Origin of the sequence: Parafrankia sp. EAN1pec, from assembly GCF_000018005.1 — a bacterium.
In the GTDB taxonomy this organism is placed as follows: domain Bacteria; phylum Actinomycetota; class Actinomycetes; order Frankiales; family Frankiaceae; genus Parafrankia; species Parafrankia soli.
Genome location: NC_009921.1, coordinates 4,182,785 through 4,207,314, shown reverse-complemented (window position 1 = coordinate 4,207,314; position 24,530 = coordinate 4,182,785). Strand labels below are relative to the sequence as shown.

General features: G+C 69.8%; 25 protein-coding genes, 1 pseudogene and 3 riboswitches. Of the genes and pseudogenes, 12 read left to right on the top strand and 14 right to left on the bottom strand.

Annotation, left to right across the window (positions count from 1 at the left end; all coding sequences use genetic code 11):
* The first annotated feature begins 71 nt into the window (after window positions 1-71).
* A complete protein-coding gene (locus tag FRANEAN1_RS41190; protein WP_157472681.1) occupies window positions 72-908 on the top strand; it encodes a hypothetical protein in 837 nt (278 codons plus the stop codon).
* A complete protein-coding gene (locus FRANEAN1_RS42320) occupies window positions 905-1,093 on the top strand; it encodes a hypothetical protein (protein ID WP_198145537.1) in 189 nt (62 codons plus the stop codon). Before FRANEAN1_RS41190 ends, FRANEAN1_RS42320 begins: the two co-directional genes overlap by 4 nt.
* Before the next feature lie 109 nt (window positions 1,094-1,202).
* Here the strand turns inward: FRANEAN1_RS42320 and FRANEAN1_RS17140 are convergent, their stop codons facing one another.
* The 5 genes from FRANEAN1_RS17140 to FRANEAN1_RS17120 form a co-directional block, all read right to left on the bottom strand.
* Window positions 1,203-1,763 carry a hypothetical protein gene (locus tag FRANEAN1_RS17140; RefSeq protein ID WP_020461084.1) on the bottom strand — a complete coding sequence of 187 codons (561 nt, stop codon included), beginning with the start codon at window positions 1,761-1,763 and terminating at the stop codon, window positions 1,203-1,205.
* Window positions 1,760-2,590, bottom strand: coding sequence for a (2Fe-2S)-binding protein (locus tag FRANEAN1_RS17135; RefSeq protein WP_020461083.1), 831 nt, complete (start codon window positions 2,588-2,590; stop codon window positions 1,760-1,762). The genes FRANEAN1_RS17140 and FRANEAN1_RS17135 overlap by 4 nt, the downstream gene beginning before the upstream one ends.
* Window positions 2,587-3,402: an ABC transporter ATP-binding protein gene (locus FRANEAN1_RS17130; RefSeq protein WP_020461082.1), complete on the bottom strand. Its 816-nt coding sequence runs from the start codon at window positions 3,400-3,402 to the stop codon at window positions 2,587-2,589. Before FRANEAN1_RS17130 ends, FRANEAN1_RS17135 begins: the two co-directional genes overlap by 4 nt.
* Window positions 3,402-4,424 (bottom strand): iron ABC transporter permease, encoded by a 1,023-nt coding sequence (locus FRANEAN1_RS17125; protein ID WP_157473347.1) that lies wholly within the window; start codon window positions 4,422-4,424, stop codon window positions 3,402-3,404. The genes FRANEAN1_RS17130 and FRANEAN1_RS17125 overlap by 1 nt, the downstream gene beginning before the upstream one ends.
* Window positions 4,425-4,492: 68 nt before the next feature.
* Complete coding sequence (locus FRANEAN1_RS17120; RefSeq protein ID WP_020461080.1) at window positions 4,493-5,689, bottom strand: ABC transporter substrate-binding protein; 1,197 nt, start codon at window positions 5,687-5,689, stop codon at window positions 4,493-4,495.
* 34 nt (window positions 5,690-5,723) lie between these two features.
* Window positions 5,724-5,939, bottom strand: a riboswitch (cobalamin riboswitch).
* A 128-nt stretch (window positions 5,940-6,067) separates the two neighbouring features.
* Window positions 6,068-6,278, top strand: a riboswitch (cobalamin riboswitch).
* A gap of 195 nt (window positions 6,279-6,473) precedes the next feature.
* On the opposite strand from FRANEAN1_RS17120, the gene metE reads away from it, so the two are divergent.
* The 5 genes from metE to FRANEAN1_RS17095 all read left to right on the top strand — a co-directional run bounded on the left by metE (window position 6,474) and on the right by FRANEAN1_RS17095 (window position 12,965).
* Complete coding sequence (gene metE, locus FRANEAN1_RS17115; protein WP_157473344.1) at window positions 6,474-8,771, top strand: 5-methyltetrahydropteroyltriglutamate--homocysteine S-methyltransferase; 2,298 nt, start codon at window positions 6,474-6,476, stop codon at window positions 8,769-8,771.
* A gap of 106 nt (window positions 8,772-8,877) precedes the next feature.
* Window positions 8,878-9,264 carry a metalloregulator ArsR/SmtB family transcription factor gene (locus tag FRANEAN1_RS17110; protein WP_041256053.1) on the top strand — a complete coding sequence of 129 codons (387 nt, stop codon included), beginning with the start codon at window positions 8,878-8,880 and terminating at the stop codon, window positions 9,262-9,264.
* Between the two features lie 59 nt (window positions 9,265-9,323).
* Window positions 9,324-9,468: riboswitch (cobalamin riboswitch) on the top strand.
* An 86-nt stretch (window positions 9,469-9,554) separates the two neighbouring features.
* A complete protein-coding gene (locus FRANEAN1_RS17105) occupies window positions 9,555-10,208 on the top strand; it encodes an ABC transporter ATP-binding protein (protein WP_083788275.1) in 654 nt (217 codons plus the stop codon).
* Between the two features lie 97 nt (window positions 10,209-10,305).
* Window positions 10,306-10,536: a hypothetical protein gene (locus FRANEAN1_RS17100; RefSeq protein ID WP_020461076.1), complete on the top strand. Its 231-nt coding sequence runs from the start codon at window positions 10,306-10,308 to the stop codon at window positions 10,534-10,536.
* A gap of 752 nt (window positions 10,537-11,288) precedes the next feature.
* Entirely contained in the window at window positions 11,289-12,965 is a 1,677-nt protein-coding gene (locus FRANEAN1_RS17095; protein ID WP_020461074.1) for an IS1182 family transposase, read from the top strand.
* A gap of 74 nt (window positions 12,966-13,039) precedes the next feature.
* Here FRANEAN1_RS17095 and FRANEAN1_RS17090 read toward each other — a convergent pair whose 3' ends face one another.
* From FRANEAN1_RS17090 to FRANEAN1_RS17070, 5 genes and pseudogenes are all read right to left on the bottom strand, one after another.
* Window positions 13,040-13,699, bottom strand: a complete 660-nt coding sequence (locus tag FRANEAN1_RS17090) for an NAD(P)-binding domain-containing protein (RefSeq protein ID WP_041256049.1) — start codon at window positions 13,697-13,699, stop codon at window positions 13,040-13,042.
* A gap of 81 nt (window positions 13,700-13,780) precedes the next feature.
* Window positions 13,781-14,716, bottom strand: coding sequence for an SDR family oxidoreductase (locus FRANEAN1_RS17085; protein WP_020461072.1), 936 nt, complete (start codon window positions 14,714-14,716; stop codon window positions 13,781-13,783).
* A 52-nt stretch (window positions 14,717-14,768) separates the two neighbouring features.
* Window positions 14,769-15,068 (bottom strand): annotated as a pseudogene (locus FRANEAN1_RS17080) (dinucleotide-binding-like protein); the annotation flags it as partial.
* Between the two features lie 304 nt (window positions 15,069-15,372).
* Window positions 15,373-16,107, bottom strand: coding sequence for an SDR family oxidoreductase (locus tag FRANEAN1_RS17075; RefSeq protein WP_020461070.1), 735 nt, complete (start codon window positions 16,105-16,107; stop codon window positions 15,373-15,375).
* A gap of 46 nt (window positions 16,108-16,153) precedes the next feature.
* Window positions 16,154-16,771, bottom strand: coding sequence for an NAD(P)-binding domain-containing protein (locus FRANEAN1_RS17070; RefSeq protein WP_041254298.1), 618 nt, complete (start codon window positions 16,769-16,771; stop codon window positions 16,154-16,156).
* Window positions 16,772-17,052: 281 nt separating this feature from the next.
* Between FRANEAN1_RS17070 and FRANEAN1_RS17065 the strand changes: the two genes are divergently transcribed.
* From FRANEAN1_RS17065 to FRANEAN1_RS43560, 3 genes are all read left to right on the top strand, one after another.
* On the top strand, window positions 17,053-17,952 hold the full coding sequence (locus tag FRANEAN1_RS17065) for a LysR substrate-binding domain-containing protein (protein WP_020461068.1): 900 nt from the start codon (window positions 17,053-17,055) through the stop codon (window positions 17,950-17,952).
* A 303-nt stretch (window positions 17,953-18,255) separates the two neighbouring features.
* The gene (locus FRANEAN1_RS17060; protein WP_020461067.1) at window positions 18,256-19,014 is read left to right on the top strand and encodes a hypothetical protein; all 759 of its coding nucleotides are present in this window, start codon (window positions 18,256-18,258) and stop codon (window positions 19,012-19,014) included.
* A gap of 277 nt (window positions 19,015-19,291) precedes the next feature.
* Window positions 19,292-19,537 carry an SAM-dependent methyltransferase gene (locus FRANEAN1_RS43560; protein WP_020461066.1) on the top strand — a complete coding sequence of 82 codons (246 nt, stop codon included), beginning with the start codon at window positions 19,292-19,294 and terminating at the stop codon, window positions 19,535-19,537.
* A 523-nt stretch (window positions 19,538-20,060) separates the two neighbouring features.
* Here FRANEAN1_RS43560 and FRANEAN1_RS17050 read toward each other — a convergent pair.
* The 3 genes from FRANEAN1_RS17050 to FRANEAN1_RS41185 all read right to left on the bottom strand — a co-directional run bounded on the left by FRANEAN1_RS17050 (window position 20,061) and on the right by FRANEAN1_RS41185 (window position 22,002).
* The gene (locus FRANEAN1_RS17050; protein ID WP_020461065.1) at window positions 20,061-20,939 is read right to left on the bottom strand and encodes an NAD(P)-dependent oxidoreductase; all 879 of its coding nucleotides are present in this window, start codon (window positions 20,937-20,939) and stop codon (window positions 20,061-20,063) included.
* 393 nt (window positions 20,940-21,332) lie between these two features.
* Window positions 21,333-21,752 (bottom strand): hypothetical protein, encoded by a 420-nt coding sequence (locus FRANEAN1_RS17045; protein WP_157472678.1) that lies wholly within the window; start codon window positions 21,750-21,752, stop codon window positions 21,333-21,335.
* Window positions 21,753-21,813: 61 nt separating this feature from the next.
* On the bottom strand, window positions 21,814-22,002 hold the full coding sequence (locus FRANEAN1_RS41185; protein ID WP_157472677.1) for a hypothetical protein: 189 nt from the start codon (window positions 22,000-22,002) through the stop codon (window positions 21,814-21,816).
* Between the two features lie 29 nt (window positions 22,003-22,031).
* On the opposite strand from FRANEAN1_RS41185, the gene FRANEAN1_RS17040 reads away from it, so the two are divergent.
* Window positions 22,032-22,610 carry a hypothetical protein gene (locus FRANEAN1_RS17040; protein ID WP_347177176.1) on the top strand — a complete coding sequence of 193 codons (579 nt, stop codon included), beginning with the start codon at window positions 22,032-22,034 and terminating at the stop codon, window positions 22,608-22,610.
* A gap of 178 nt (window positions 22,611-22,788) precedes the next feature.
* Here the strand turns inward: FRANEAN1_RS17040 and FRANEAN1_RS41180 are convergent, their stop codons facing one another.
* Window positions 22,789-22,932: a hypothetical protein gene (locus FRANEAN1_RS41180; RefSeq protein WP_157472676.1), complete on the bottom strand. Its 144-nt coding sequence runs from the start codon at window positions 22,930-22,932 to the stop codon at window positions 22,789-22,791.
* A gap of 1,112 nt (window positions 22,933-24,044) precedes the next feature.
* On the opposite strand from FRANEAN1_RS41180, the gene FRANEAN1_RS17035 reads away from it, so the two are divergent.
* The gene (locus FRANEAN1_RS17035; RefSeq protein ID WP_020461060.1) at window positions 24,045-24,425 is read left to right on the top strand and encodes a hypothetical protein; all 381 of its coding nucleotides are present in this window, start codon (window positions 24,045-24,047) and stop codon (window positions 24,423-24,425) included.
* Window positions 24,426-24,530 lie beyond the last annotated feature (105 nt).

Below are 24,530 nucleotides of genomic sequence, written 5' to 3'. Positions count from 1 at the left end.
TACGAGCCTGCGCGCCGTTCACCGGGACGGCGCCGAACCGCCGGATTTCCCGCGTGATCCCTGGAGCTCCCGTGCCCGCTGTGCCGTATGACGTCAATGCCTCCCTGTTGCGGGCTGCCGCGTGCTCCGAAAAAGAGATCAGCACACTGATCGGTTCACTCACCCTGGAAAGAACCGCGCCGTCGATTCTCGACGAGATACTGGCCCGCTGCCCTCCCCCCGCGGACCTGGCCGGCGCGGTCCTCTTCGAGCTCGACCTCGGCCGAATATCAGTGGGGCACACGCTCTCCTTTCGCGACGGACGTGTCGAGGTGACCCGCGGCAGCGCCGGCTCCCCCGGCGCGCGCATCAGCTTCGATGCCGTCGACCTGGTCACCGCCCTGTACGGGCCGACCGGCCGGCTCGGCGGCATGACCCGGAAGGTCGAGCCGCTCCTGCCGTTTCCCGACCTCGGCACCCGGGAGGGCGCCGGCGAGCTCCGCCGCGCCCAGTCCGCCCTCGCCGAGATCATTGAAATCATCACGGCCGCCTGTTCCTCGCGGACGCCCCATCTCGACGAGCTCGCCGGGCGGTACGGCACCGACAAATGGGGGTTCCTGCGCTGGTTCGCCGGTCACTACGAACGGCACTTCCGGCCGCTGGTCGACGGGCCGGTGCGGCTGCTGGAAATCGGGATCGAGGGTACATCCGGGATATCGCCGGCGACGACGGGGACAGCCGCGGCCTGGCGTCCGTGTGCGGGCCGCGGCTGCGGACCTACCAGGGTGACCAGGGTGACCCGAAGACGCTGCGAAAGGTGGCCGGCGAGATCGGGCCGCTCGACATCGTCATCGAGGACACCGAGAAGTCCTACTGGCCGGGATTCGGCGGAGCACTGCCCGGCGGGACGGGAACCCGGACCGTCATGACCCGACTCAAGGAGCTTCTCGACGGCCTGCACTACCCGGAGTACGAGGACACGTCGGTGTACCAGCCGTCCGTCACCGACCGGGGAGTCTCGGCCGTGCATTTTTACCGGAACATAGTTTTCATCGAGAAAGGCCTCAACACCGAGGTCGGACCACCGGAATGGACGCCGCGTGTACCGGTGTGACCGGCAGCGGCACACGAGGGAGACGCCGCGGGTCGGGATCACGCCACACCTGGCGCGGTCAGGACGTCCCGGCGGTGGTACGGACGGCGCCGGCGGCCGTCCGGGAGCCTCAGCCGTGGCGGAAGCCGGTGCCGGAGCGGTCCAGGGGGTCGGGGCCGAGGCCCAGGTAGCGCTCGCGCAGGGCGTCCCAGGCGGCGAGCCGGCTGAAGTCCGGGGTGGCGAGGAGCTCCTGGGAGTCGCTGAGGAACGGGTTCGGGAGCAGGACGGTCATCATCTGCTCGCCGATGCCGTTGAACATCCGCAGCCCCCAGGACGCCGGCGCGCCGTCGCCGCCGACCCGGCGGTACAGCTCGGCGCGGGCGCAGCGGCGGATCCGGCCGAGCTCCGGGCCGCTGGCGGTGTGCTCGCCGATGCACAGGTGGAAGTGCCAGGCTCCGAAGTCGACGGTGACATAGCCGTCGTACACGCCGATCCGGCGCGGCGCGTTCGGGGCCGCGACCTCCCAGGCGGCGCCCTGGACGATCACGCCGAAGCCGATCTGGCGCCAGTGGTCGGTGAAGACCTCGGTGATGAGCGCCAGCAGGGTCTCGGTGTCGGTGGGCAGCGCGAAGACATGCAGCGTGCCGTTGCCGAGCTCTTCGGTGACCTGGTAGTCGGTGCCGGTGGTCACGGTCGTGTCCTCTCCGCGGTCGGGCTCAGGGGGCAGTCCCCGCAGGTGCCGCCGCCCGGCACCCGGTAGAACAGGCAGCAGCTCCGCCGGACCACCGAGGAGACCGCCAGCCCGCCGTCGGAGGTGACGGCGTGGACGGTCGTCCCGGCGAGTGGCGGTGCCGCCAGCAGCGCGGCCGCCACCCGGGGAACGTCCTTCGTGCAGGTGACGAGCGGGGAGGCGGCCAGTACCCGCGTCGAGCCGACGAGCGAGGACGCGGCGTTGCCCCAGAGCAGGCGCGGGGCGAGCCGGGTCTCACCGCGCAGGGCCGTGAAGTAGGGCCGCAGATGGTCCTCGACGACGATCTCGCGGAGCAGGCCGACGGCGTCCGCGAGGCTCTCGACGCGCCAGCCGGCGGGCTCGTCCACGATCAGCCGCACGGGCGCGGTGAGCCTCGGCTGCACCCGGAGGCGGGGTGGGGGCAGGTCGGGGATGAGGCCGGCGGTCGCCCAGCAGCCCAGGGCCACCGACCAGAGCCGGGCGGCGTGGCCGAGCGCGAGGGTGGACGCGGCGACCCGTCGTTCGACCCCGCCGAGCCGCTCGTTCACCCCGTCGACCGCGGCGGCCAGGGCCGCTCCGCCCCGGTAGAGCTCGTCGACCCGGACCGGCGGCGGCCCGCCCCCACCCGCCTCCTCAGCACCGGCGAGATCGGCCGCGATGTCGGCCTCGAAGTAAGGGCTGATCTCGGCGAGCTTCCGCAGCGCGCCCGCCACCTCGGCGGCGGGCGCCGCCGGCACCGCCGTGGCGGGCCGCCGCCTCGCCCCGGTCACGTCGGGCTGCCCCGTCACAATGCCTCCCGCAGCTCGAAGGTCCTGGTCACCGGGTCGAAGCGCAGGTCGTCGCCGTCGAAGGTGGTGTTCACCGCCCCGGAGGCGATCACTTCCTCCGGGCGGCCCGTGTGGAGGGTCCCCGTCCGGTCGAGGAGCCACACACCGTCGGCCACGCGGAGCGAGAGCTCGAGGTCGTGGGTGGAGACGACGACCGCGAGGTCGCGTTCCCGGGCGAGGCGGCGCAGCAGGGCGGTGACGGCGACGCGGGACGGCGCGTCGAGGAAGGCGGTCGGCTCGTCGAGCAGGACCAGCGTCGGTTCCTGGGCCAGGGCGCGGGCCATCATGACCCGTTGCCGTTCGCCGTCGGAGAGCTCGTCGGCCTCGCGTCCGGCCAGGTGTGCCGCGCCGACGGCGGCGAGCGCCCAGGCGACGACCGCGCGATCGGTGTCGTCGAGCCGGCCGGTGGGCCCGGTGTGCGGGTGGCGGCCGAGGCCGACGAGGTCGGCGGCGGTGAGCATGCCGACGTCCACCCGGTCGGTGAGCACGACGCCGACCATGCGGGCCCGGTCCGCTCCGGAAAGGCGGCCGAGGTCGGCGCCGTCGAGCAGCACCCGCCCGGCGAGCGGCGGCTGCAGCCCGGCGAGGGTCCGCAGCAGGGTGGACTTGCCGATCCCGTTGGGGCCGAGCAGGACGGTGAGCTCGCCGCGGGGCGCTGTCGCGGTGAGCCCGGTCAGCACCTCACGGAGTGCGCGCCGCCGTCGGTAGCCGGCCGGTCGGTAGCCGGCCGCGAGCCCCTCCATCCGCAGCCCGCCCGTTTCGGTGCCCGGCATCAGGCCACCCCCGCGACGCTCGCCCGCGCCCGCAGCAGGACGGCGATCACGATCGGCGCGCCGACGAGGGCGGTGATGACGTTGATGGGCAGGACGATGCCGGTGCCGGGCAGCTGCGCCGCGATCGAGCAGGCCAGGGCCAGCCCGGCGCCGGTGAGCAGGGTCGCGGGAACGAGGACCCGGTGGTCGGCGGTGCCGAGCAGCCGACGGGCGACGTGCGGGACGGCGATCCCCAGAAACGCGACCGGCCCGCAGAACGCGGTGACCGCCCCGGCGAGCAGGGACGCGCCGAGCAGGGTGACCGCCCGGACCCGGCGCAGCCGCAGGCCGAGCGTGCGGGCGTAGTTCTCGCCGAGCAGCAGGGCGTTGAGCGGCTTCACCGAGGCCAGCGCGACGAGCAGGCCGGCGCCGACGGCCGGGGCGAAGACGGCCAGGTCGCCGGTGGAGGTCCCGGCGAAGCTGCCCAGCGACCAGGTCCAGTACTGGATGGCGCGTTCCGGGGCCGTCCAGGTCAGCAGCAGGTTGACCACCGAGCTGACGGCGCTGCCGAGGATGACGCCGATGACCAGCAGGGTGACGACGGAGCGGACCCAGTTCGCCAGGAGGAGCACGGCGGCGAGCACGATCGCGGCGCCGGCCGCGCCGGCGATGACCACGCCGAACCGGCCGCTGCCGGCGACCTGCGCGGTGAAGGTGCCGCCCGACCCGCCGATCCCGGCGACGACCAGGGCGACGCCGAGGCTCGCGCCCGAGCTGACGCCGAGCGAGTACGGGTCGGCGAGCGGGTTGCGGAACAGGGTCTGCATCTGCAGGCCGGCGACGCCGAGCGCCGCGCCGGCGAGGGCCGCGGTGAGGGCTCGTGGCAGCCGGATCTGGCCGACCACCACCGACCAGCGGGGGTCCCGGGGCTCGGCGCCGAACAGCACCCGCAGCGTCTCGTCGAGGGGGACGGCGACCGAGCCCACGGCGAGCGCGAGCAGGAAGAGCACGGCCACACCCACGGCCAGCCCCGCGAGCACCAGCAGGCGGCGGGACGACCGGCCCCTGCCGGCGATCGCGGGGATCGCCGGCGGGGCCTGGACGGTCGCGGTCAAGTGATCTTCTTGTAGAAGGCGAAGTCGTGACCCGGCAGCGCGTCCGGGTGCAGGATCGCGACGAGGTCGCCGAGGACCAGGTCGGGACGGGTGACGCCGCGTTCCCAGTAGTCGTTCCCGCCGCCGGGCCCCATGGTCAGGGTGTTGGTCCACACCTGCCCGTCGCGGACGGCGGCGAGCTCGCCGTACCGGGAGTCGTCGGCGGTGACGTCGGCGAGGGTCTTCCACTCGCCGTCCGCGAGCCAGATCGGTGCGCCGCCGGATTCGGTGAAGACCTTCTCGAAGTCGAGCTCGAGGCTGCCGGTATCGGTCTCGTCCGCCCACGGATAGCTCGCGCCGGCGTCGGCGAGCAGCTTCCCGACATAGCTGCCGCCCGAGGGCATGTACCAGACGCCCTGGTACATCGTGCCGATCAGCGCCGCCGTCGGTTCTGTGCCGGGAACTTTGGCCGCGATGGCCTTGTAGTCGGCCTCGATCTGGTCGAAGACCTTGGCCGCCTTCGCCTCGTCGCCGGTGAGCGCGGCCATGAACTTCACCCATTCCGCCCGGCCGAGCGGGTCGCTCTCCAGCCATTCGGCGTTCGCGACGACGGGGATGCCGGCGTCGCGCAGCGCCTGGTATTCGGCCGATTCCGTCCCGCCGGTCATCACCACGTCCGGCGCCGCGGCCACGACCCGCTCGGTGTCTATCTGACCGCCGGGGGCGTACTCGGCCACCTCGTCGGCGTCGAGCCGGGCCCGGATGTCCTTGTTGACGACCGCGGTGCCGCTCGCCACCCCGGTCAGCACACCCTCCCTGTCCAGGTCGACCAGCAGCGGCAGGTGGGTTGTGGACCCCGAGTAGAGGGTCTCGATCGGCACCTCGATCCGCGGCGCGCCGGCGAGATCACCGCCCGGCTCGGGTTCCGGCGTCCCGCACCGGTAGAGCACGTACGACTCGGGCTTGCCGTCCGGGTAGGGCTCCTTGACGGTTAGGACCTGGTACGCCTTCTCGTACCGGACGGTGAAGTTCCTCGCGTACTCCAGCGTCGAGTGGACGGGAAAGTAGTCCGTCTCCTCGTCGAAGGAGGTCACACAGCCGCGGGCGTCCGCCGCGGGTCCGCCGGACGGGGACGGGTCGTCCTCGCCGCAGGCCGCCAGCAGGGCGGGAGCGATCAGGAGGGTGGCGCTCAGGGCCACCAGACGTGCGCGCATGCCAGAACAGGCCGCCTTCCAGCACCTCGTGGACGGTGTTCGCGGGTGCCGTGGCCGGTCTCCTGGCTGACGGGTGGTGCGTCGCCGGCCGCCTTCCCAGGCGGCGGTACTCGATGCCCAGTGACTTCCCCGACGGGCGGGGACTGGCCGGCGACATCCCGATCACAGTGGCGAGGGCCGCTCCGGCGTCACACCGGCTTCCCGAGCACCACGGCCGACAAACCGTACGACCAACGCGAGTCACCTGCAAGACCATGCAGGTGTTTTCAACAACCCGCGAGTTCACCGCTCGCCGGCCTGACGGACGCCGGTCGGGGCGGTATGGTCTCCATCGCGGTTGGTTCGTCCTTCCACAGACGCATTCGGCGCTGCCCGGTTTCGGGTGGAGGCCGGGTGGGTGGAGGGGCGTCGCAAGAGGGAACCCGGTGTGATTCCGGGACTGCCCCGCAGCGGTATGTGGGAACGAACGCCGTCACCACGCACTGGGTGGTAGGTCCGCCTGGGAAGCGACGGCCAGTAGGTTCACCGGTCCTCCGGGACGGGTAGGTGCCCACGAGTCCGAAGACCTGCCCACCGCCCGTGTGCCGTCGGCACGCGGTGGTCCGTGACCTCGTGGGTGGGTCGCCTGGGCCGGGCCGTGCGCCGGGGTTTCGAGCCTTACCCGTGTTCGCCGCCCGGTTTTCGTGTCCTTCCCCTCGCGGGTCGCGGTCCGTGGCGCGTTTCCCGAGGGAAGGAAACCCATGAGCGACATCGCCGCACGTCCGGCCGGACCGGTACTCCCGTGGTGAGCACGACCGTCGCCGGCTACCCGCGGATCGGGCCGGCCCGCGAGCTGAAGACCACGACCGAGGCGTACTGGGCCGACCGGCTCGGCGAGGACGAGCTGGTCTGGATCGCCCAGCAGCTGCGCGCCGACGTGTGGAAGGATCTCGCGGCCGCCGGGCTGGACGCCATCCCGTCGAACACGTTCTCGTTCTATGACCAGGTCCTCGACACCGCCGTGCTCTTCGACGCCGTGCCGGACCGTTTCCGCGGCCTGACCGGTGCGGGCGGCTCGCCCGCCACCCCGCTGGAGACGTACTTCGCGATGGCCCGCGGCGCCGACGGGGTCGCGCCGCTGGAGATGACCAAGTGGTTCGACACCAACTACCACTACCTTGTGCCCGAGCTGGACCCGTCGACCCGGTTCCGCCTCGTCGGCGACAAGCCGCTGCGCGAGGTCCGGGAGGCCCGGGAGCTGGGCGTGGAGACCCGGCCGGTGCTCGTCGGCCCGGTCACCTTCCTGCTGCTGGCGAAGGCCGCGGCTGGCGCGCCCGCGGGATTCCGGCCGCTGGACCTGCTCGACGACCTGGTCGGGCAGTACGTGGAGCTGCTCGACGACCTCGCCTCCGACAGCGTCGCCTGGGTGCAGCTGGACGAGCCGGCGCTCACCCGGGACCTGACCCCGGCCGAGCTCGCGGCGACCGCGCGCGCCTACGCGCGCCTCGGCGGGGCGACCACCCGGCCGAGGATCCTGGTCTCGACCTTCTTCGGGGAGGCCGGCGAGGCCCTGCCCGTCCTACGGGACGCCCCGATCGACGGCATCGGCCTCGATCTCGTCGCCGGGCCGGGGAACCTCGACGCGGTCGCCCGGGCCGGCGGCGTCGGGGCGAAGACGCTGTTCGTCGGCGTCGTGAACGGCCACAACGTCTGGCGCGCCGACCTGCCGGCCGCGCTGGCCACCTGTGCCACGCTGAGCGGCCTCGCCGCCGACGTCGTCGTCACGACGTCGTGCTCGCTGCTGCACGTACCGATCGACGTCGAGGCGGAGACGAACCTCGACCCGCGGCTGGCCGACCGGATGGCCTTCGCCCGGCAGAAGGTCGAGGAGGTCGTGCTGCTCGGCACCGCGCTGCGCGCGGGCCGCGACGCCGTGGCCGCGGAGATCGCGGCCGCCGAGGCGCGCCGGCTCGCCGTCCCCGACCAGCTCGTCGACCCACGGGTGCGCGAGCGGCTCGCGGCGCTGGGCGAGGGCTGGCCGACCCGCGGGGATCTCGAGCACCGGGTCGAGGCGCAGGCCGCCGCGCTCGGGCTGCCGCCGCTGCCCACCACGACGATCGGCTCGTTCCCGCAGACGGCGGCGATCCGCGCGGCACGGGCCTCCCGCCGCGCCGGCACCCTCGACGAGGCCGGGTACGTCCGGGCGATGAAGACCGAGATCGACCAGGTCGTCGCCCTGCAGGAGGACATCGGACTCGACGTGCTCGTGCACGGCGAGCCAGAGCGCAACGACATGGTCCAGTACTTCGCCGAGCTGCTGGCCGGCTACGCGGCCACCGAGCACGGCTGGGTGCAGTCCTACGGCACCCGCTACGTCCGCCCGCCGATCCTGTTCGGTGACGTCTCCCGGCCCGAGCCGATGACCCTGCGGTGGGCCGCCTACGCGCAGTCCCGCACCAGCAGGCCGGTCAAGGGCATGCTCACCGGCCCGGTCACCATGCTCGCCTGGTCGTTCGTGCGCGACGACCAGCCGCTGGAGGTGACCGCCCGCCAGGTCGCCCTGGCGCTGCGGGACGAGATCCACGGCCTGGAGGCCGCCGGCATCCGGATCATCCAGGTGGACGAGCCGGCGCTGCGCGAGCTGCTCCCGCCGCGCCGGGCGCTGTGGGGGGCCTACCTCGACTGGGCGGTCGGCGCCTTCCGGCTGGCGACCTCGTCCGTGGCGGCGAGCACCCAGATCCACACTCACATGTGCTACTCGGAGTTCGGCGACATCATCGGCTCCATCGACGACCTCGACGCGGACGTCGCCAGCGTCGAGGCCGCCCGCTCCCGGATGGAGCTGGTGACCGACCTGCGGAAGGCCGGCTACCGGCGGGCCATCGGCCCGGGTGTCTACGACATCCACTCCCCCCGGGTGCCCACGGTGGACGAGATCGAGAAGTCGCTGCGGCTGGCGCTCGCCGCGGTAGAACCCGCCCGGCTGTGGGCCAATCCCGACTGCGGGCTGAAGACCCGCAGTTTCACCGAGGTCGAGCCGGCGCTGCGCAACATGGTCACCGCGACGCGCAGGGTCCGCGAATCCCTCCCGGACGGAGGCTGATCCCGCCCGGCGACACGGAATCCGGCTCGTCGGGCCGCGGTCTGAGGGCCGGATGCACAACCGCCACGGTCAGGTGCCCGGTCGGTGCGGATGCGAGAATCTGCACATGCACCGGCTGGACGACCAGAACCGGGCCCGGATCATCGACGGCGACCGGGCCTGCGACGCCGTCGCCGCCATCGGTGACCGCGACGAGGTGACGCGGTGGGCCGCCCGGTTCGCCATGCTCGGCGAACCGGGCCGGCTCGCCATCCTGCTCGCGGTGCACTACGCCGGCCCGATCTCCGTCTCGGATCTGGCCACCGCCGTCGGCATGAACGACGCCGCCGTCTCCCAGGCACTGCGGGTCCTGCGCCAGCAGAACGCCGTGCTCGCCGAGCGCGACGGCCGGATCATCCGCTACAGCCTCGCCGACCCCGCCGTCGCCGACCTGCTGGGCCGCGTCCGGCCCGATCCCCAGCTCCACCACCGGTCCGGCCAGCCCGCCCGCTGACGCCCGCCGGCCGTCCCGAGCGCCATGGCGGACGTCTCACCTGCACATCCGCATTGACGGGCAGGTGAGGGCACCATTAGTCTTGCGAAGCTTCGAGACAACGGTCGGAAGCCGGTGAGAATCCGGCACGGTCGCGCCACTGTGAACGGCCAGCCAGCCCGCTGGTAGCCGTGAGTCAGACCCACGTTGTCCTGTTCACCGGTTGGGACGCGCCATCCCGAGGAGGTCAGCACGTGGCACCACGCCTGTCCGGCTGATCGTCCGGCTTCTCCTTCTCCCAGCCTCCCGGGATTCCGCCGGGCGTTCTGGGCTCTTTTCTGACCGACCGGATCCCAGTCGTCGGCCTGCTCGGCCCGAACGGCAGCGGCAAGTCCACCCTCATCCGCGGCGTCTGCCGCATCCACCGGCCGAAGGCCGGCGCCTTCCGGCTCGGCGACACCGACCTGCACCGCCTCTCCCCCCGCGACCTCGCCCGCGTCGTCGCCTACGTGCCCCAGGGCTCGCCAGGCGCCTTCTCGCTGACCGTCACCGAAGCCGTCATGCTCGGCCGCACCCCGCACAGCCGGCTGCGGCCCTCCCCCGAGGACGAGCGGCGCGTCCACGAGGCGATCGACCTGCTCGACCTCACCGCGCTCGCCGACCGCCACGTCGACGAGCTCTCCGGCGGCCAGGCGCAACGGGCCATCCACGACCTCAACCTGGCCGCCCGTTTCTGCCGCCAGGTCGCCCTGCTCCACAAGGGCAGGATCATCACGTCGGGAACCCCGGCCGACGTCTACGCCGCCGACCTCATCGAAACCGTCTACGGGCTCACCGTCGACGTCGACCTCCGCGACGGAACACCCGAGGTCAGACCCGCCCTGCCCGGACCACGTCCTCCCGCACTGCCGGGGGGCCAACGGCGGAGTACCCTGAAGATCGAGCACCAGCCACCCGGGTCCTAACTCGGCGGGTCTTACCAGCGAGTCTCGACCAGCGAGTTCTGACCCGTGAGCTGCGCCCATCCGGGGCGCGCCTGTGGCCCTTCTACGGAGCGACCCCATGGACTCCGACCACCTGCTCACAGCGGCCCAGCCTGCACCGGCCACGCTCGGCAGACACTACGGCTCCTGCAATGGCAAGGCCGCCCTCGCCCGTGAGACCAGCCCCGGCAACTGGCAGGTGAAGGTCCGCGACCCGATCAACCGCCTGGCCGGCCACGACGGCTGGATGATGCTCGGCACCGGCTGGAGCACCCTGGCCGAAGCACGCGCGGCCACCGGGCTGTCCTAGACATCAGTACCCCTGGCCGCAACCTCGTCAGCTAGTCGGCGGGTCGGCAACGGCATCGATGACGGAACCACGCGGCGAGCGCTGACCACCGACAACTGCGCCCCGCTCTGGTCGGGACGCGTCGTGCAGTCGGGCGGAAGGCAGGTGCACGCCCCTGCCCCTGCGGCCGGAGCCCCACATCTCCGGCGGCACAGGCTGGGACCACGTCCCCCGTTGATCCGGCTCTTGTCCGGTCCCCCGCCCACCGGGCTGTTCAGGTCGTAGTGGCAGACCTCGATGGTGTCCACGGCGTCGATCCGGGCCATATCGAACGGCGCGGGCGGGCGGGCGACCCGTCCCCTCAACAGGCAACACCCCACACCGGGAAGTGGAACCCGGCGGCACCCCAACCGACAACGGGCCGTTCATGCTGCCCACACACGACCGAGCAGCCGAACAAACACACTCCTTGAACCGATCAGGAGTAGCCGACCATCCCAGGCAAGATCCGGGCTAACCGCCGAGGTCCGCCGGGTCACCGACTTGGGAGCGGCCGTGCTTACGGGCGTCCGGTCCGCGAGAACGGCTGGACATGGCACATCCTGGCGGATCCGGACGGCAACGAGTTCTGCGTTATGGCCCCGCCCGACGCCTACCGGACGACTCTGTTGCCCTATTGCTGGGCGCTGAGGCCCTCACGCCTCGCGGGTGGTGATCATGGAGGATGGTGCGTAGCGGCTGGCCCTGACCCTGGCCGCGGGAGGAGTCGGTCGATGTCGATGCAGCCACGTCCGTGGCCGCAGGTTCCTGAACAGACCGCGGCGGTGGCCTGTGCGGCGTTCCCGAAAGGCACACTGGCAATCCGTGTTCGCGATGAGCTGCCCGAGTTGTTTGCTGATGAGCAGTTCCTCGCAGCGTTCGGCGTGCGCGGTAGACCAGGCATCTCACCGGGGCAGTTGGCGCTGGTCACGGTGTTGCAGTTCGCGGAGAACCTCACCGACCGGCAGGCGGCCGACGCGGTACGGGCCCGGATCGACTGGAAATACGCCCTCGGTCTGGAGCTGACCGACGCAGGGTTTGATCACACTGTGTTGACCGGGTTCCGGCAGCGGCTTATCGACCATGGTCTGGAGGAGAAGGTACTGGACCTGCTGCTGGCCCGGCTGTCCGAGTTAGGACTCGTCAAGGCTGGCGGCCGGCAACGCACCGACTCTACGCATGTGCTGGCGGCGGTACGCTCGGCCAATCGGCTGGAGTTCCTCGCCGAGACACTGCGAGCGGCCTTGGAGGCGTTGGCCGTGGCCGCACCGGACTGGCTGAGGGCCCAGATCAACACCGAATGGGTGACACGGTACGGCGCCCGTATGGATTCCTACCGGATTCCGAAGGGCGACGACAAGCGTAAAGCGATGGCCATTCAGGTTGGAGTCGACGGGTTCGGTCTTCTGGAAGCCGTACACACCGTCGGCGCACCGATCTGGCTACGTGAGATCCCCGCCGTGGTCACCCTGCGTGCGGTGTGGCTCAGGCAGTACCACCGCACGATCACCCATGACGGGCAGGAGGTGGCGTGGCGGGAGGAAAAAGACCTCCCGCCCAGCAGAGACCGGATCTGCTCGCCGTACGACACCGACGCCCGGTACGCGACCAAACGCGGTTCCGGCTGGGAGGGCTACAAAGTCCATCTCACGGAGACCTGCGACGACGTGAGCACGACCGGCGCGCCACACCTGGTCACGAATGTGACCACCACCGACGCGACCGTCACCGACGTGGAGATGCTCGAACGGATCCACAAGGATCTCGACCGCAGATCGTTACTTCCGGCGGAGCACCTGGTCGACGCCGGCTACACCAGCGCCGAGCTCCTCATCGACTCCCAGCGCGATTTCAGTATCACGTTGCTCGGTCCGCTGCCGGCCGACAACTCCCACCAGGTTCAGGCCCGTGGTGGCTTCGAACGCGCCGCGTTCGCCATCGACTGGGACAACCAGCGGGTCACCTGCCCGCAAGGCGTGACCAGCACGATCTGGTCGTCCTGCAACGAACGCGGCCGGGAATCGATCGTGGTTCGTTTCCCCGTCACAGCCTGCCAGCCATGTCCCGTCCGTTCACAATGCACACGAGCCACCCGGAACGGCCGCCAGTTGATGCTACGTCCCCGCGACATCCACGAAGCGGTCGAGCAGGCCCGCGCCAAACAGAACACCGACGAGTGGAAACAGCGCTACGCAACCCGCGCCGGCGTCGAGAGCACCATCCATCAATCAGTTGCCGTCACCGGGATCCGCCGCTGCCGCTACACCGGACTACCCAAGACCCGACTTGCCCACGTCCTCGCCGCCACCGCCCTCAACCTGATCCGGTTGGACGCGTGGTGGACCGGCACGCCACTCGACCGGCCTCGGGCCAGCCACCTCGCAAGACTCGACTTCAGCCTCGCCGCATAGCCGAATTGGGCAACAGACTGCCGGACGGGGCCATAACACGGCCGGACCACACCGCGGCCCGCGCCAACTCGCGGTTACCGCGTTGCGGTGGCCAGTGCCGCGTGGATGGCGTCCTCGTCGACCGACTGGCCCTTCTCGTTCGAGAACGGCCCGTATGGGGTCCCCCACACCGGCGTGCCCGTCGCCTGCCGCCAGCTATCGGCCAGCGGTCCCGCGTCCACGACGCTGTACCCGATGGATTCGATGAATTCGGTCACCGCCGCCTTTGCCGGCGCGGAGTCCCCGGCGATCGGCAGGTACGAGCGGTCGGCCGCCCCCGCCGGGCGGGCGAGTGACAGCAGGTGCTTGAAGAAGATGTTGTTGAACGCTTTCACGACCATGGCGTCCGGGATGTACCGCAGCAGCAGTTCGCTCGAGGTGAGCGACTTGCCGTCGAGCTCGGGGATGTGCCCGTCACGCTCGGGGCCGTAGTTGCACGTGTCGATGACCGTCTTCCCGGCCAGTGGCACGGCGGGCAAGTTGGGGAACGCCTTGACCGGCACCGTGACCACGACGATGTCACCGGCCGCCGCGGCCTCCCCGCTCGTCGCCGCGGACGCCCGCGGCCCCAGTTCTGCGGCCGTGTCCGCGAGCGTTTCGGGACCGCGCGAGTTGCTGAGCACGACCTGGTGCCCGGCCTCGATGGCGAGCCGCGCGATGGTACTGCCAATGTATCCGCTTCCGACGAATCCCACAGTCGTCATATTCTCAGCGTCCCTCCAGAAGAGCCGTATCCTTGTCATTTGCCGGACTCGTTGCGATTCGGGTGCCTGCCGTCAGCTGGCGGAGAAGTAATGGCCGTTGTCCAAATCGGCGAGCAGGCCGGGCTGAGCGGGTTCCCAGCCGAGGGTCCGGCGGGTGATGAGGTTGGACGCCGGGTAGTTCTGCGTGACTATGTTCGCGAGGAACCCAAAGTATCCCGGCACCATCATTACGTCCGCGGGAACGCTCACGGCGGGCAGGCCCAGACGGCTGCCAATGGCCTCGGCGATCTCGCGGAACGGGATGGCCCCGTCCCCAACCGCGTGCCAATATTTGCCAGCCGGCCCCTTCTCCAGCGCCAAGCGGAACAAGGAGGCGACATCGCGGACGTGCACGGCGTTCCACAGGTTCGCGCCGTCTCCGGGGTAGCCGACGAAGCCCTTCTCCTTCGCGAGCGCGATCAGCTGCACGAGGAAGCCGGCACGATCGGTCGTGCTGTGCGCGATGTTGGCAATCCGCACGACCGAAGACCGCACTCCCCGCTCGGCGAGGCCGACTACGGCGGTTTCCACGACGTTACGAACCCGCAGGGTACCCTTGTACTCATCGCCGCCGGGAAGGGCCGGGTCCTCCTCGGTGGCCGGCCGGCCCAGGTTCCCGGGCGAGCCAATGCTCCCCGCCGCGACCAGCGGCTTTCCGGTTTCCGCGAGTGCCTCGCCGTACGCGAGCGTGATCGGGAGCTCCGCGGCGGCCACGGCGTCGATCCCGCCGGACGGAAGCAGGTCTTGCCTGTGCGCGACGTGGATGACGCCGTCGGAATCCGCGGCCGCCTCCTTGAGCCCGTCGAGATCCTCGAGGTCGCCGCGCCGCACCTTCGCGCCGAGCGCGGACACCGCCGCCGCAGCCGTGTCCGACCGGGCCAGGCCGGTGACCTCGTGCCCGGCGGCGATGAGCTCGGGGATGATGTACAAACCGGAATGGCCGGTCCCGCCAGTGACGAAAACGCGCACGCTACTGCTCCTTGTGAATGATGTGGCGCGAGAAGTGGTGGTGTGGGTGCGCTCAGCTGAGAATGCTGACGCCGAGGGAGAAGTTGGTGTGCTTGACGGAGTGGGCGACGAGGCCCAGCATCAACAGGCCGGCGTTCTCCAGTGTCCGCGCCATTGGCAGCTGCCCGGTGTCCATCGGGCGCAGTCCCAGGCTCTCGATGAACGCTGACACGCGTGTCTTTGCCTGCGCGTCGTCGCCGGCGATGAACACGTCCAATCGGCGGCCATCGGCTGGGCCGGCGGCCAGAACATTGGAGTACAGGGTGTTGAACGCCTTGACGACATGCGCGCCGCCGGAGGCGGCCTTGGCGATGCCGACCTGGATCGCTGCGAGCCTGGGCTGCGCCTGCAGGTAGGAGGTGATGAACTCGTTGGACGCCTGGGTGGTCAGATCCTGCACCGTCAACGGCAATCTCTTCACGGTCTTCGACACGCCATGTCGTACTGCAAGGACCACAGCGACGCGAAGTCGGCCCCGACCTCCGCGCCCGGCTGGGCGCCCGACACCTACCTGCTCCAGCTCGGGTACCCGCCGGCGCGTCGCCGCGCCGCGCCAGACCGCCGTGCCGACGTTCGGCCTGCGCGCGGCGCGACGCTGACGACCACCGGCGCCGCGCTCAGATCACTGTGGTGCCGCCGTCGACAACCAGCTCCATGCCATTGACGTAGCTCGAGTCGTCCGAGGCGAGGAACAACGCGACCGACGCGATCTCCTCAGGGCGGCCCATCTCTCGCCGCGGGATCACGGACTCGAACTGCGCCTTCATCTCCGTGTCCATCACCTTCTCCAGAATCGGCGTGGCGACCTGGCCGGGGGTCAGCACGTTCACCCGGATCTTCCTGTCCCTCAACTCGGATACCCACACCCGCGCGTAGGCGGGCAGCACGGCCTTGCTCGCTGCATACACACTCCAACCGGGGTAGCCCCGGAGCGAAGCGTTCGACCCGGTCATGAAGATCGAGCCTCCATCGTTGAACAGCGGCAGCGCCTTCTGAACCGTGAACAGCGTGCCGCGTGCGTTCACCGAGAACGTGGCATCGAAGTGCTCCTCCGTCATCTCGCCGAGCCTGCCCTGCTCGCCCATCCCGGCACTTGCCCACAACACGTCGACCGTGCCATTTTCCTGCTTGACCGTCTCGAACAAACGGTCCAGATCGTCGAGGTCGGCCGAATCGGCCTGCACGCCGGTCACGTTCCGGCCGATCAGCTTGACGGCTTCGTCCAGCGCGTCCTTCCGCCGGCCCGAAATGAAGACATGAGCTCCTTCATCAACGAACAACTTGGCACCAGCCAGCGCCATACCACTTGTCGCGCCTGTGATCACCGCAACCTTGCCATCAAGCTTTCCCACGACCACTCCATCTGATTGCCATGTCGATGTTATGTACACCGAATTTTCAGAGGACTTCGGCGCCCAAGGCGATCTCGAAGCCGGCGCCGTTGCGTGCCAGGCCCACCAGGAGGATGCCGGCCCATTCAAGGACGTAAGCCATTTCGAGCCCTCCTGCGTCGAGGGGCCGCATGTCCAAGCTCTCCAGAAACGCCGCGACGCGTGCCTTCGCCTCGGTGCTGTCGCCGGCGAAAAACACGTCCAAGGGCTTGTCTTCAGCAAGGACGCCGCGGAAGATCGAATTGAATGCCTTCACGACGTGTGTGCCCTCGGGGGCGGCGGCGGCAATCTGCTGGGACACCGAGTCGCCCGCGGTAGTCACGAGTCCGGTGACGTCGGCGTTGAACGGGTTGGTGATGTCGACGAGGATCTTGCCGGACAGCGCATCGCCGTAGTGCGCGACCACTTCAACCGCGCCGGTGTACAGGACGGCGACGATGACGATGTCACCCGCCGGCCTTGCCCCGAACGTGCCGACGGTGGCTCCGTTGCCGATCTGGTCGGCAAGTGCCTGAGCCTTGGCGGTGTTGCGGCTCATGAGCTCGATGGTGTGGCCGTGCTTCGCCGCCCGGGTGCCGATGGCGGTGGCCATGTTGCCCGAGCCGATGATGCTGATGGTGGTCATTGGTGTGCCTGCTTTCTGGAGCTGGACAGGACACCATGCCCACCCCGCCATTGTTAATGGTTGTCGTCGATGCCGTCGAATGACGCGATGGGCCTGGCTCAATTCGTGAAGTGTTCATCTGGTTCTGGGCCCTGCCATCAAGTCCCGATGTCAAATTCTTACGCTGAATTCGCTTTGGCTCCATTAGGTACCTATTAAGGTTGCCATTGACCTGAGTGGGTGTCCAAGACTTCTTTCAGCTGTGGTGATACCCTGGAGGTATCACCGGACCGGGAGGTTCCATGGATCTGGACCTGCGCAAACTGCGCTACTTCCTCGCCGTCGCCGACAGGCTGCACTTCGGCCGCGCCGCTGAAGAGCTGCATATCGCGCAGCCGGTGCTCAGTCGGCAGATCCGCGCGCTGGAACAGGATCTCGGCGCCTCACTGTTCACCAGGGATCGCCACGGCGTGGTGTTGACCGACGCCGGCCGACAACTGCTGGCCGACGCCGGTCCGCTGCTCGCCTCCGCGGACGCGGTCCGCCGCCGGGTGACCGGGGCCGCCCGCGGCAGCCGGCGGCTGGCGGTCGGCTTCCGGACCGGCATCCCGGTCATCCCAGCGGCCCGGGCGTTCGAGGCCCGACATCCGGACGTGGTCGTGGACGTGCAGCGGATCGAATGGGACGACCAGGCCTCGATGCTGCTCGACGGCCGCATCGACGTCGGCTATGTGCGGCTGCCCATCGACGAGACCGGCCTGCGCGTGACCCCGCTGTACACCGAGCCGCTCATGGTGGTGCTGCCCGCAGGCCACCGGTTGGCCGGCAAGGAGGAGGTCACCGAGGCCGACCTGGCCGGTGAGCCGCTGGTCTGGCATGCCGACCCGAGCACGCAGCCCACCAGGCGCCCGCACCCCGACTCCGGGCTCCGGGTACGCGGCGTGGAGGAGAAGCTCGAGCACGTCGCGGCCGGCCGGGGCATCTCGTTCGTGGGGCGTTCGGAGACAGTGTTCTACTCGCGTCCGGACATCAGCTACGTACCCATCCCGGACCTCGCGCCCGACCAGGTGTGCCTCGCGATGGCGGCATCGCGCACCTCGCCGCTGGCCGACGACTTCTTCGCCGCGGCGCAGGCGACGGCCGAGATCACGGCAGAATGTGGGAACTATGATTTGGGTGCGGATCTTCTGAAGGGACGCTGAGATGGCCGGTCACCTGCGAGTTCCGCAACCTGGGTGATCTTGATGGGCTCCTTCCCGCTACGTTCGTGGGTGCTTGAAGTCCATGAACCACAAGAAGGAGCCCGGTGTCACACCGCGCGATACACCCGGACCTGCAAGAAGCGGGAGTGTACAACCCGACTTGTAACGACCCGATCTTCCTGGCGCACGGCCGCTCGGCACCGGGGTTCGAGTAGGCACGCAGACTCGATTCAGCCGCATTGACCAACCATCGCAAAGCTTAACAATCTGGACGTTTCCCCCAATGCCGTGCAACTATGGCTCATGCTCGGTGATGCGCCAGAAGCCTTTGAGTCATGGCGACACAGATTCGAGGCGAACAGGTGTCGGCCCGACCCGGACTGGAGCGCGGGCGCTGAGATCCCCAGGGCGCTGGCCACCAGCCTCGCCAGGATCCAGGTCGGCGAAGCCAGTGACGGCGCGGGGATGATGCGGGCCGCCGCGCGGGCGGGCCACTCCGGCTACCTCGAAGCCGCGCGGCTGTTCATCGCCGAGGAGCAGGACCACTCGCGGCTGCTAGCCCGGCTGCTCGCCGCCGCCGGGCGGCCGACGATCGCGGCGCACTGGAGTGACACCGTCTTCCGCTTGCTGCGCTGGCGGGCCCGCCTGCCGCGCGAGGTGCTGGTCCTGACCGTCGCCGAGGTGTGCACGCTGCGCTACTTCCAGGTGGTCCGTGACGGCGTCGGCGACCGGCTGACCCGCGAGGTCGTGGCGCGCATCCTCACCGACGAGCAGGAGCACGTTCCCTTCCACATCCGCCGCCTGCGCCTGGACCTCGCCGGCCTGCCCGTGCCGACGCGCGCCCTGCTCGCCGCCGCGTGGTGGGCCCTCCTCGCTGTGTCCGCGGCGGTGGTCGCGATCAACCACCGCGCCGCCCTACGCCTGCTCGGTGTACCCTCCACCCGCTACTTCGCCGACACGCTCCGGCTGTTCGCCCCCGTCGCCAAAGCCGCACTCGCCGCCGGTCCGGCTGACCGATCCGAAACTCATACCGGCCCGGGCCGCGTGAGCACAGGCCGGTAAGGGTCGGATTCAGAGGTCGTTCGGCCGACCGGGGAGGCCCACGCCGCCACGGCCAGTTGCCCGGACCGTCGCGCAGAGCTGGCCGCATATCCACGCCGCGCCCGGACGCCGTATGGAAGCGGTTCAAAGGTGGCCTCGGCGTGCGGGAGAACGGCGACTCGGCCCGAACGCCTCGCCGGGTAGTCGGTCGCGTGCGGGCGATCGAGAGTTCGCCGAGCGTGACCGCGGTGATCAGGATCGAGACCGAAGCATCTGCAGTCCGGGGTTAGTACCGATCGTGCTCGCCCACGCCCGCGTGCTCCTCACCGGCACCGCCGAAGGCCGCCTCGCCTATCTCGACGCCGACCTGGCAGAGCCCGAACGGATCCTCAACTCGTCCGAGCTACGCGACACCCTGGACCTGACCCGACCGGTCGCACTCAGCCTGATCTCCGTCGTCCATTTCCTTCCGGACTCCGCCGACCCCTACCGCCTCGTCCGCCGGTATCTGGACGAGCTTCGTCCGGCAGCTATCTGGCCCTGACCCACCTCACCGCCGACTTCGCGCCGGACGAGATCGGGCGGATGGCCGCCGTCTACGGGGTTTCCACGCTGCCCGCCGACCCGAACAGCCACGGCAGAAGGCACGCCACCGAAGGTCAGCCGGGCAGCCGGCAGCGTTCGCCGCGACTGATCGACGACCTCTCCGAGGTCGCGGACTGCCGAGAGTTCCGGCCAAGAGAACCCGCCCCACAGCCAGGGCTGGTTGTGGTCTCTAACCAGGGAAAACATCTTCACTCGGCGATGATGAGCCGATGCTGATCGTGTGCCGCTGGTGCGTCGAGGAGATCCTGGTGCCGATCGTCGGGGCGGCCGGGTACTGCTCGTGGGACTGCCAGGAGGCGGCCGTCCACCGCCCTGCTGCCGACGACGAGCTGGCGCCAACCGCTGGCCGGCCCAGGTTACCGAGGCGGGTTCGGGTGCGCCGACGGCCTGTTCGACCGGCCCTGCGCGATTCTTGAGGGCTCCCCCTCGGAGGCACGCCCGGTCTGCCGGGGGGCGAGGTGTTACTCGTGCGCGGACGACGCCGGCCGCCAGCAGTGGTGTGGCGTCCAGCCCAGTAGGGAACGGGCGCCGGCGGTGTCGATCAGCGACCGGAACGGTTCGTCGTCGTACTCGGCCCCGCCCCGCCACGGCACGTCGGGAAGAAGCCGTCCGACCAGCTCGCGGGAGCCGTGTTCGGCCGAGGAGATGTCGGCGGCGCACAGCAGGAGCCGGTGATGGCCAGCCAGCGGGACGGTCAGCGCACGCTCGACCGCGGTGGCGAGGTCGCGCACGTCGAGGAAGGCGCCGCACTCCCAGATCGGGGACCATTCGAAGGAGGGGTTGTCCCGTCGGGCCCGCCGGATCCCGGCGTAGGTCGCCGCGGTGAACACCCCCGGCGGGCGCAGGCAGACCGTGGCGATGCCGGTCGCGGTGGTGGTGGCCGCGCACATCTGCTCGGCGAGCCACTTCGACAGGGCGTACGGCCCCACGGGGGCCGCGGGGTGCTGGTCGTCGAGGGGAAGGTAGGCGGGTTCGCCGCGGCCGCCGAAGCATCCCAGCACGTGCACGCTGCTCATCAGGATCACCCGGGACAGGCCGTGGCGTTCGGCTGCCCGCAGAACGTTGCCGGTGCCGAGCACGTTGGTCTCGAAGATCATCCTGTCTGATCCGGTGGTGGCGGGTCCGAACCGTGCCAGGTCCGGGTCGGTGACGGGTTCGTCGACGGCGGCCAGGTGCACCACCGCGTCGCAGCCTGCGCAGGCGCGTTCGACAGCGGCGGTGTCGCGGACGTCGTGACCGCCGACGAGGTCGAACCCGACGATCTGATGCCCAGCCGTGGTCAAGGTGGCCGTGACCGCCATGCCCACAGGGCTCTGGTCGCCGGTGACGAGGACGCGCACAGCGTGAGCCAACCACTCGGACGCTGCCTCAGCGAACCCATTTCGGGCCGGCCAGGCTCGCGAGGCCTCCGCCGGACTCGACCGGTAACCGAACCGATGGACGGTTCGCGACGGCCCTCCCCTCAGGGCTGTCGTGCCGTCGCTGCGGCGGCGGGTCGTCTTGACGGCGCCGGTGGGGTGGATGACGCTGGTTGGGCCTCGGGATACACGCCCCGGTGGAAGTGATGCCCCGGCTCTCCGGACGGTGAGTGCGGGGCATTCGCGCATCCGGGCCCAGGCGGCGTTCAGGTGGTGCTCAGGCGGTGTGGAGTTCTACCTGGCCGAAGGCGGTCCGGTAGGGGGGTCGTGGCGGGCGAGGTCACGGAAGAGCGCGCCGGCGACGATGTCGGCAGCTCACAGCAGCGGTTCGTCGGGTTTCGCGACGAACGTCGGGGCGGGCGCCGGTTGATGGCGGGGGCCGGTGAGGACGCTGCGGTCGTGCCGGTTCAGGGTGCGCTGGCGGTCTTCGATGACGATGTGGCTGGCCCGGCCGGTCAGTGCCCAGGCGAGGGTGTGCAGGCAGCGGCCGCGGGCGCGTTCGGGCCGTTCGCCTGAGGTGCGGACGGCGGCGACCGCGGGCAGGTCGAGGCGGGCGATGGTCTCGGCGTGCTGGATGCGCCGCTTGGGGCTTTCCTTGACGAAGTGGATGATGGCCTGGCGGCGGAGCCGGGTGTCGAGGATGGTGTGGCGCGCGGTGGCGGCGTCAGGGTGGGCGAGGACGGCGGCGAGGATGTACATGCCGTCCTGGTAGCTCTCGTCCACGTACGCGATCACGAACCGCATCGTCACGCATAGCGACCGTGCGAGCACGGATCTGTAGGCAGTGTTGGGTGAATTATCCTACCAGTGACCTGTCCTGTTCGTCCCGTCCGTCCCAGGTCAGCGCGGCGACCTGGTCGAGGTCGAGGCGGATGTCGGCCAGGGCGTCGCGGACGAGGCGGTCGAGTCCTCGAAGTCGCGGGCCGTCCCGCTGCGCGGCGGATCGTCTTGCAGCTGGCCATCCAGCGTGGCCTGGAATGCTCATAGATTCCGGTGGTGGAACGACATCGGGATGTGTTCCCTCTGTCCGTGGCGTGGGTGACCGTGCGTGACGTCCACGAGGACGAGGAGCTGACGACAAGCGCCGACGAACCACCGCCCGTCCCCAGCGAGCATCTGCTGGCCGGCCGTGGAAACCTCGAGAACATGGTCGCGGCGACGTTGACCGAACTGCTTCCGTACTCGCGGCGACTCTCCGTCACCGTCGCCGATCCCGAGAACTCCGAGCTGGCCCGCGCACAGGCGTGGGTGACCAGCAACAAGATCACCGGGGCCCAGGTCGGTGAATGGGCGGGAACACCCGTGGACGGGCCGGACGTGGTCGGCTGGATCAGCCACTGGCCGGTGTCGGCCCAGGGACCAGCCGGCACAGCCGCCAGGTTCTTCCAGCCCGGCGGTGACGCCGCCGAGCTCGCGGTCGACCTCGCGGACTGGCTGCACACAGTCCTGGCCGACAACGGCGTCTCCGCGCCCGTCCCGCCCTGCCCGGGGCATCCCCATCCGATGCGGCCGGTGGCGCACGAAGCGACCCCCTGGTGGCAGTGCCCGCACGGCGGACTCGTGCGCCCCTGGCCGGCCCTCCCTGCGCGGTGAACACGCCCCCTCGTCGCCTCCTCCGACCCGTCTCGATGCCGTCGCCTGCCCGGGATCACCAGTCAGGAAAGGCCCGATGACGCTGGTGCCGCGGAGGGTTCCCGGCACGGCGCCGCGCCACGGACGGGTCTCCCGGGGCGGCCTGCCGGCGTGGGCTCGCCCCGCCGGCGAGGTCTGGTCAGGCGTCAGCAGAGTCAGCGAGGACCTGACTGAAGATGATCGAGGCGCCCAGCGTGCCGTCAGCGAACCGGCGAGCCGTGTCCGAGGTGACGGGTGAACGACGCGACGACGCGACGACGGCACCGGATTCGTCGTTGTCCATGGAGCTCCTTCCACGGGGTCGGCGGGATGCCGGCCACGGCCGGACATGATCGCAGGTGCCCGCCGGCGAGAGGTACCCGGCAGCGGCCGGTGGGGACGGAAGTCGGCATCGCCACGGCGATGGGCAAGAAGGTCGTCCCGAGCTGCGCTGACTACCCGCGTGGCGTGGCGCGCTCACGCAGGCATACCTCGACGAGGCGGCAGTGTGCGTCGAGCGGACGCGGTCTGGGTTGACGGCCGGCGTGCGGTCACCGCGAACCACGACGGTACTGTGGTCGGGCTCGCCCGTGGCCGCAGCGGAGAATAGGTCGTGATGGCCGGAGATCAGAGCGTCGCGTTCGAAGTGGATTACTACATCTCCTACACCGCCCCAGACGAAGCGTGGGCGGAGTGGGTCGCTTGGCTGCTTGACGCCTCTGGCTACCGAGTAACGGTACAGGTCTGGAACGTGGCACCCGGAGCTCACTCGGTCGATGCAATAAGGGAAGGCGCCATTCGCGCAAGAAGCGTTATCGTCGTAATTTCCAGCACTTATCTTGACGCTATACATGGCGAGTCGGAGTCGCAGCCCGCTCTAACGATCGATCAAATCCGACACAAGATTTTGCCGATTTACGTCGAGGGCTTTCTGCGTCCGACAATAGTGGACCGGGAAGTAGGGATTGATCTATTCGATCTCACCGAGAATACGGCGCGCGCACGCCTCCTTCATGCAGCACGAATGATGGGGGATTGGCGAGATAGCGAGACAGTATCACCATCAGTCACAAGGCATTCGCACTCGGCATCGCCGCGCACGCCAGGATACTCTTGGAGTCCCCCTTTCCCGGGTGACGACGCAGACCACGAGATCGATCCAAATGAGGTCGTATTCTCGGCGCTTCTACGCGCGCCTGCCATAAAGAGGCGGAGAGGTTTCTTAGCGAATATCACCCACGCGGCGTTCCAATCATTGCGACCACCGAGACCGCCGGACAGACGAGAACTGGAAGCGGCGAGCAACGCACGCTGGGCCCGGCTCGAAGAGCGCCTTGACCGCCGGCTTGCCCGGGCCGGCCCTCCGTCGGACGAACACCGCCAGCCCCCATCCACCAATCAGCCCGAGGACCCGCGGTGACCACACCAGGCGACGGACCTACCACCACCCGAGAGTGGCCCACCGCCTCAGACTGGGCGGACCTCAGCCCGCTCGATCGGGCGGCGAAATACGAGGCTGTCGCGCCGGCAACCCATGCTCATTACCTTGCAGAGGACGCCGCCCTCGCGCGCCATGAGCGCCGTCTCGCCTGGGCGAACTGGGCTCTGAGGTTCGCCGGCCTCGTTCTGGGAGGCGCAGTCGTCACCGGGATGATCTTACTGTCGTGGCATGCCATCGACGCCAACGAGCCACAGCAGGTCAAATGGATCATTGGCACGCCGACCGTCGCGCTCGCCGGCATCTTTGTCACGGGCAAGGCGATCAACGCCAACGTTGGCAAGAAAGCGGGAAGTTGAACCGCCCCAGGTTCGGTGCAGACTGCCCGACCTGACGAGCACGCGACCACGCCGGCGCAGGACGCTCTCCTCGACCTCGTCCATCGATCCAATACAAGGTCGATA

Coding starts and splice junctions, on each gene's coding strand:
- FRANEAN1_RS42320 (WP_198145537.1), top strand. CDS start 905: ATGACCCGACTCAAGGAGCTTCTCGACGGCCTGCACTACCCGGAGTAC.
- FRANEAN1_RS17130 (WP_020461082.1), bottom strand. CDS start 3,402: ATGCCGGGCACCGAAACGGGCGGGCTGCGGATGGAGGGGCTCGCGGCC.
- FRANEAN1_RS17120 (WP_020461080.1), bottom strand. CDS start 5,689: ATGCGCGCACGTCTGGTGGCCCTGAGCGCCACCCTCCTGATCGCTCCC.
- FRANEAN1_RS17110 (WP_041256053.1), top strand. CDS start 8,878: ATGCACCGGCTGGACGACCAGAACCGGGCCCGGATCATCGACGGCGAC.
- FRANEAN1_RS17100 (WP_020461076.1), top strand. CDS start 10,306: ATGGACTCCGACCACCTGCTCACAGCGGCCCAGCCTGCACCGGCCACG.
- FRANEAN1_RS17095 (WP_020461074.1), top strand. CDS start 11,289: ATGTCGATGCAGCCACGTCCGTGGCCGCAGGTTCCTGAACAGACCGCG.
- FRANEAN1_RS17070 (WP_041254298.1), bottom strand. CDS start 16,771: ATGACCACCATCAGCATCATCGGCTCGGGCAACATGGCCACCGCCATC.
- FRANEAN1_RS17065 (WP_020461068.1), top strand. CDS start 17,053: ATGGATCTGGACCTGCGCAAACTGCGCTACTTCCTCGCCGTCGCCGAC.
- FRANEAN1_RS17060 (WP_020461067.1), top strand. CDS start 18,256: ATGCTCGGTGATGCGCCAGAAGCCTTTGAGTCATGGCGACACAGATTC.
- FRANEAN1_RS41185 (WP_157472677.1), bottom strand. CDS start 22,002: ATGAGCATTCCAGGCCACGCTGGATGGCCAGCTGCAAGACGATCCGCC.
- FRANEAN1_RS41180 (WP_157472676.1), bottom strand. CDS start 22,932: ATGGACAACGACGAATCCGGTGCCGTCGTCGCGTCGTCGCGTCGTTCA.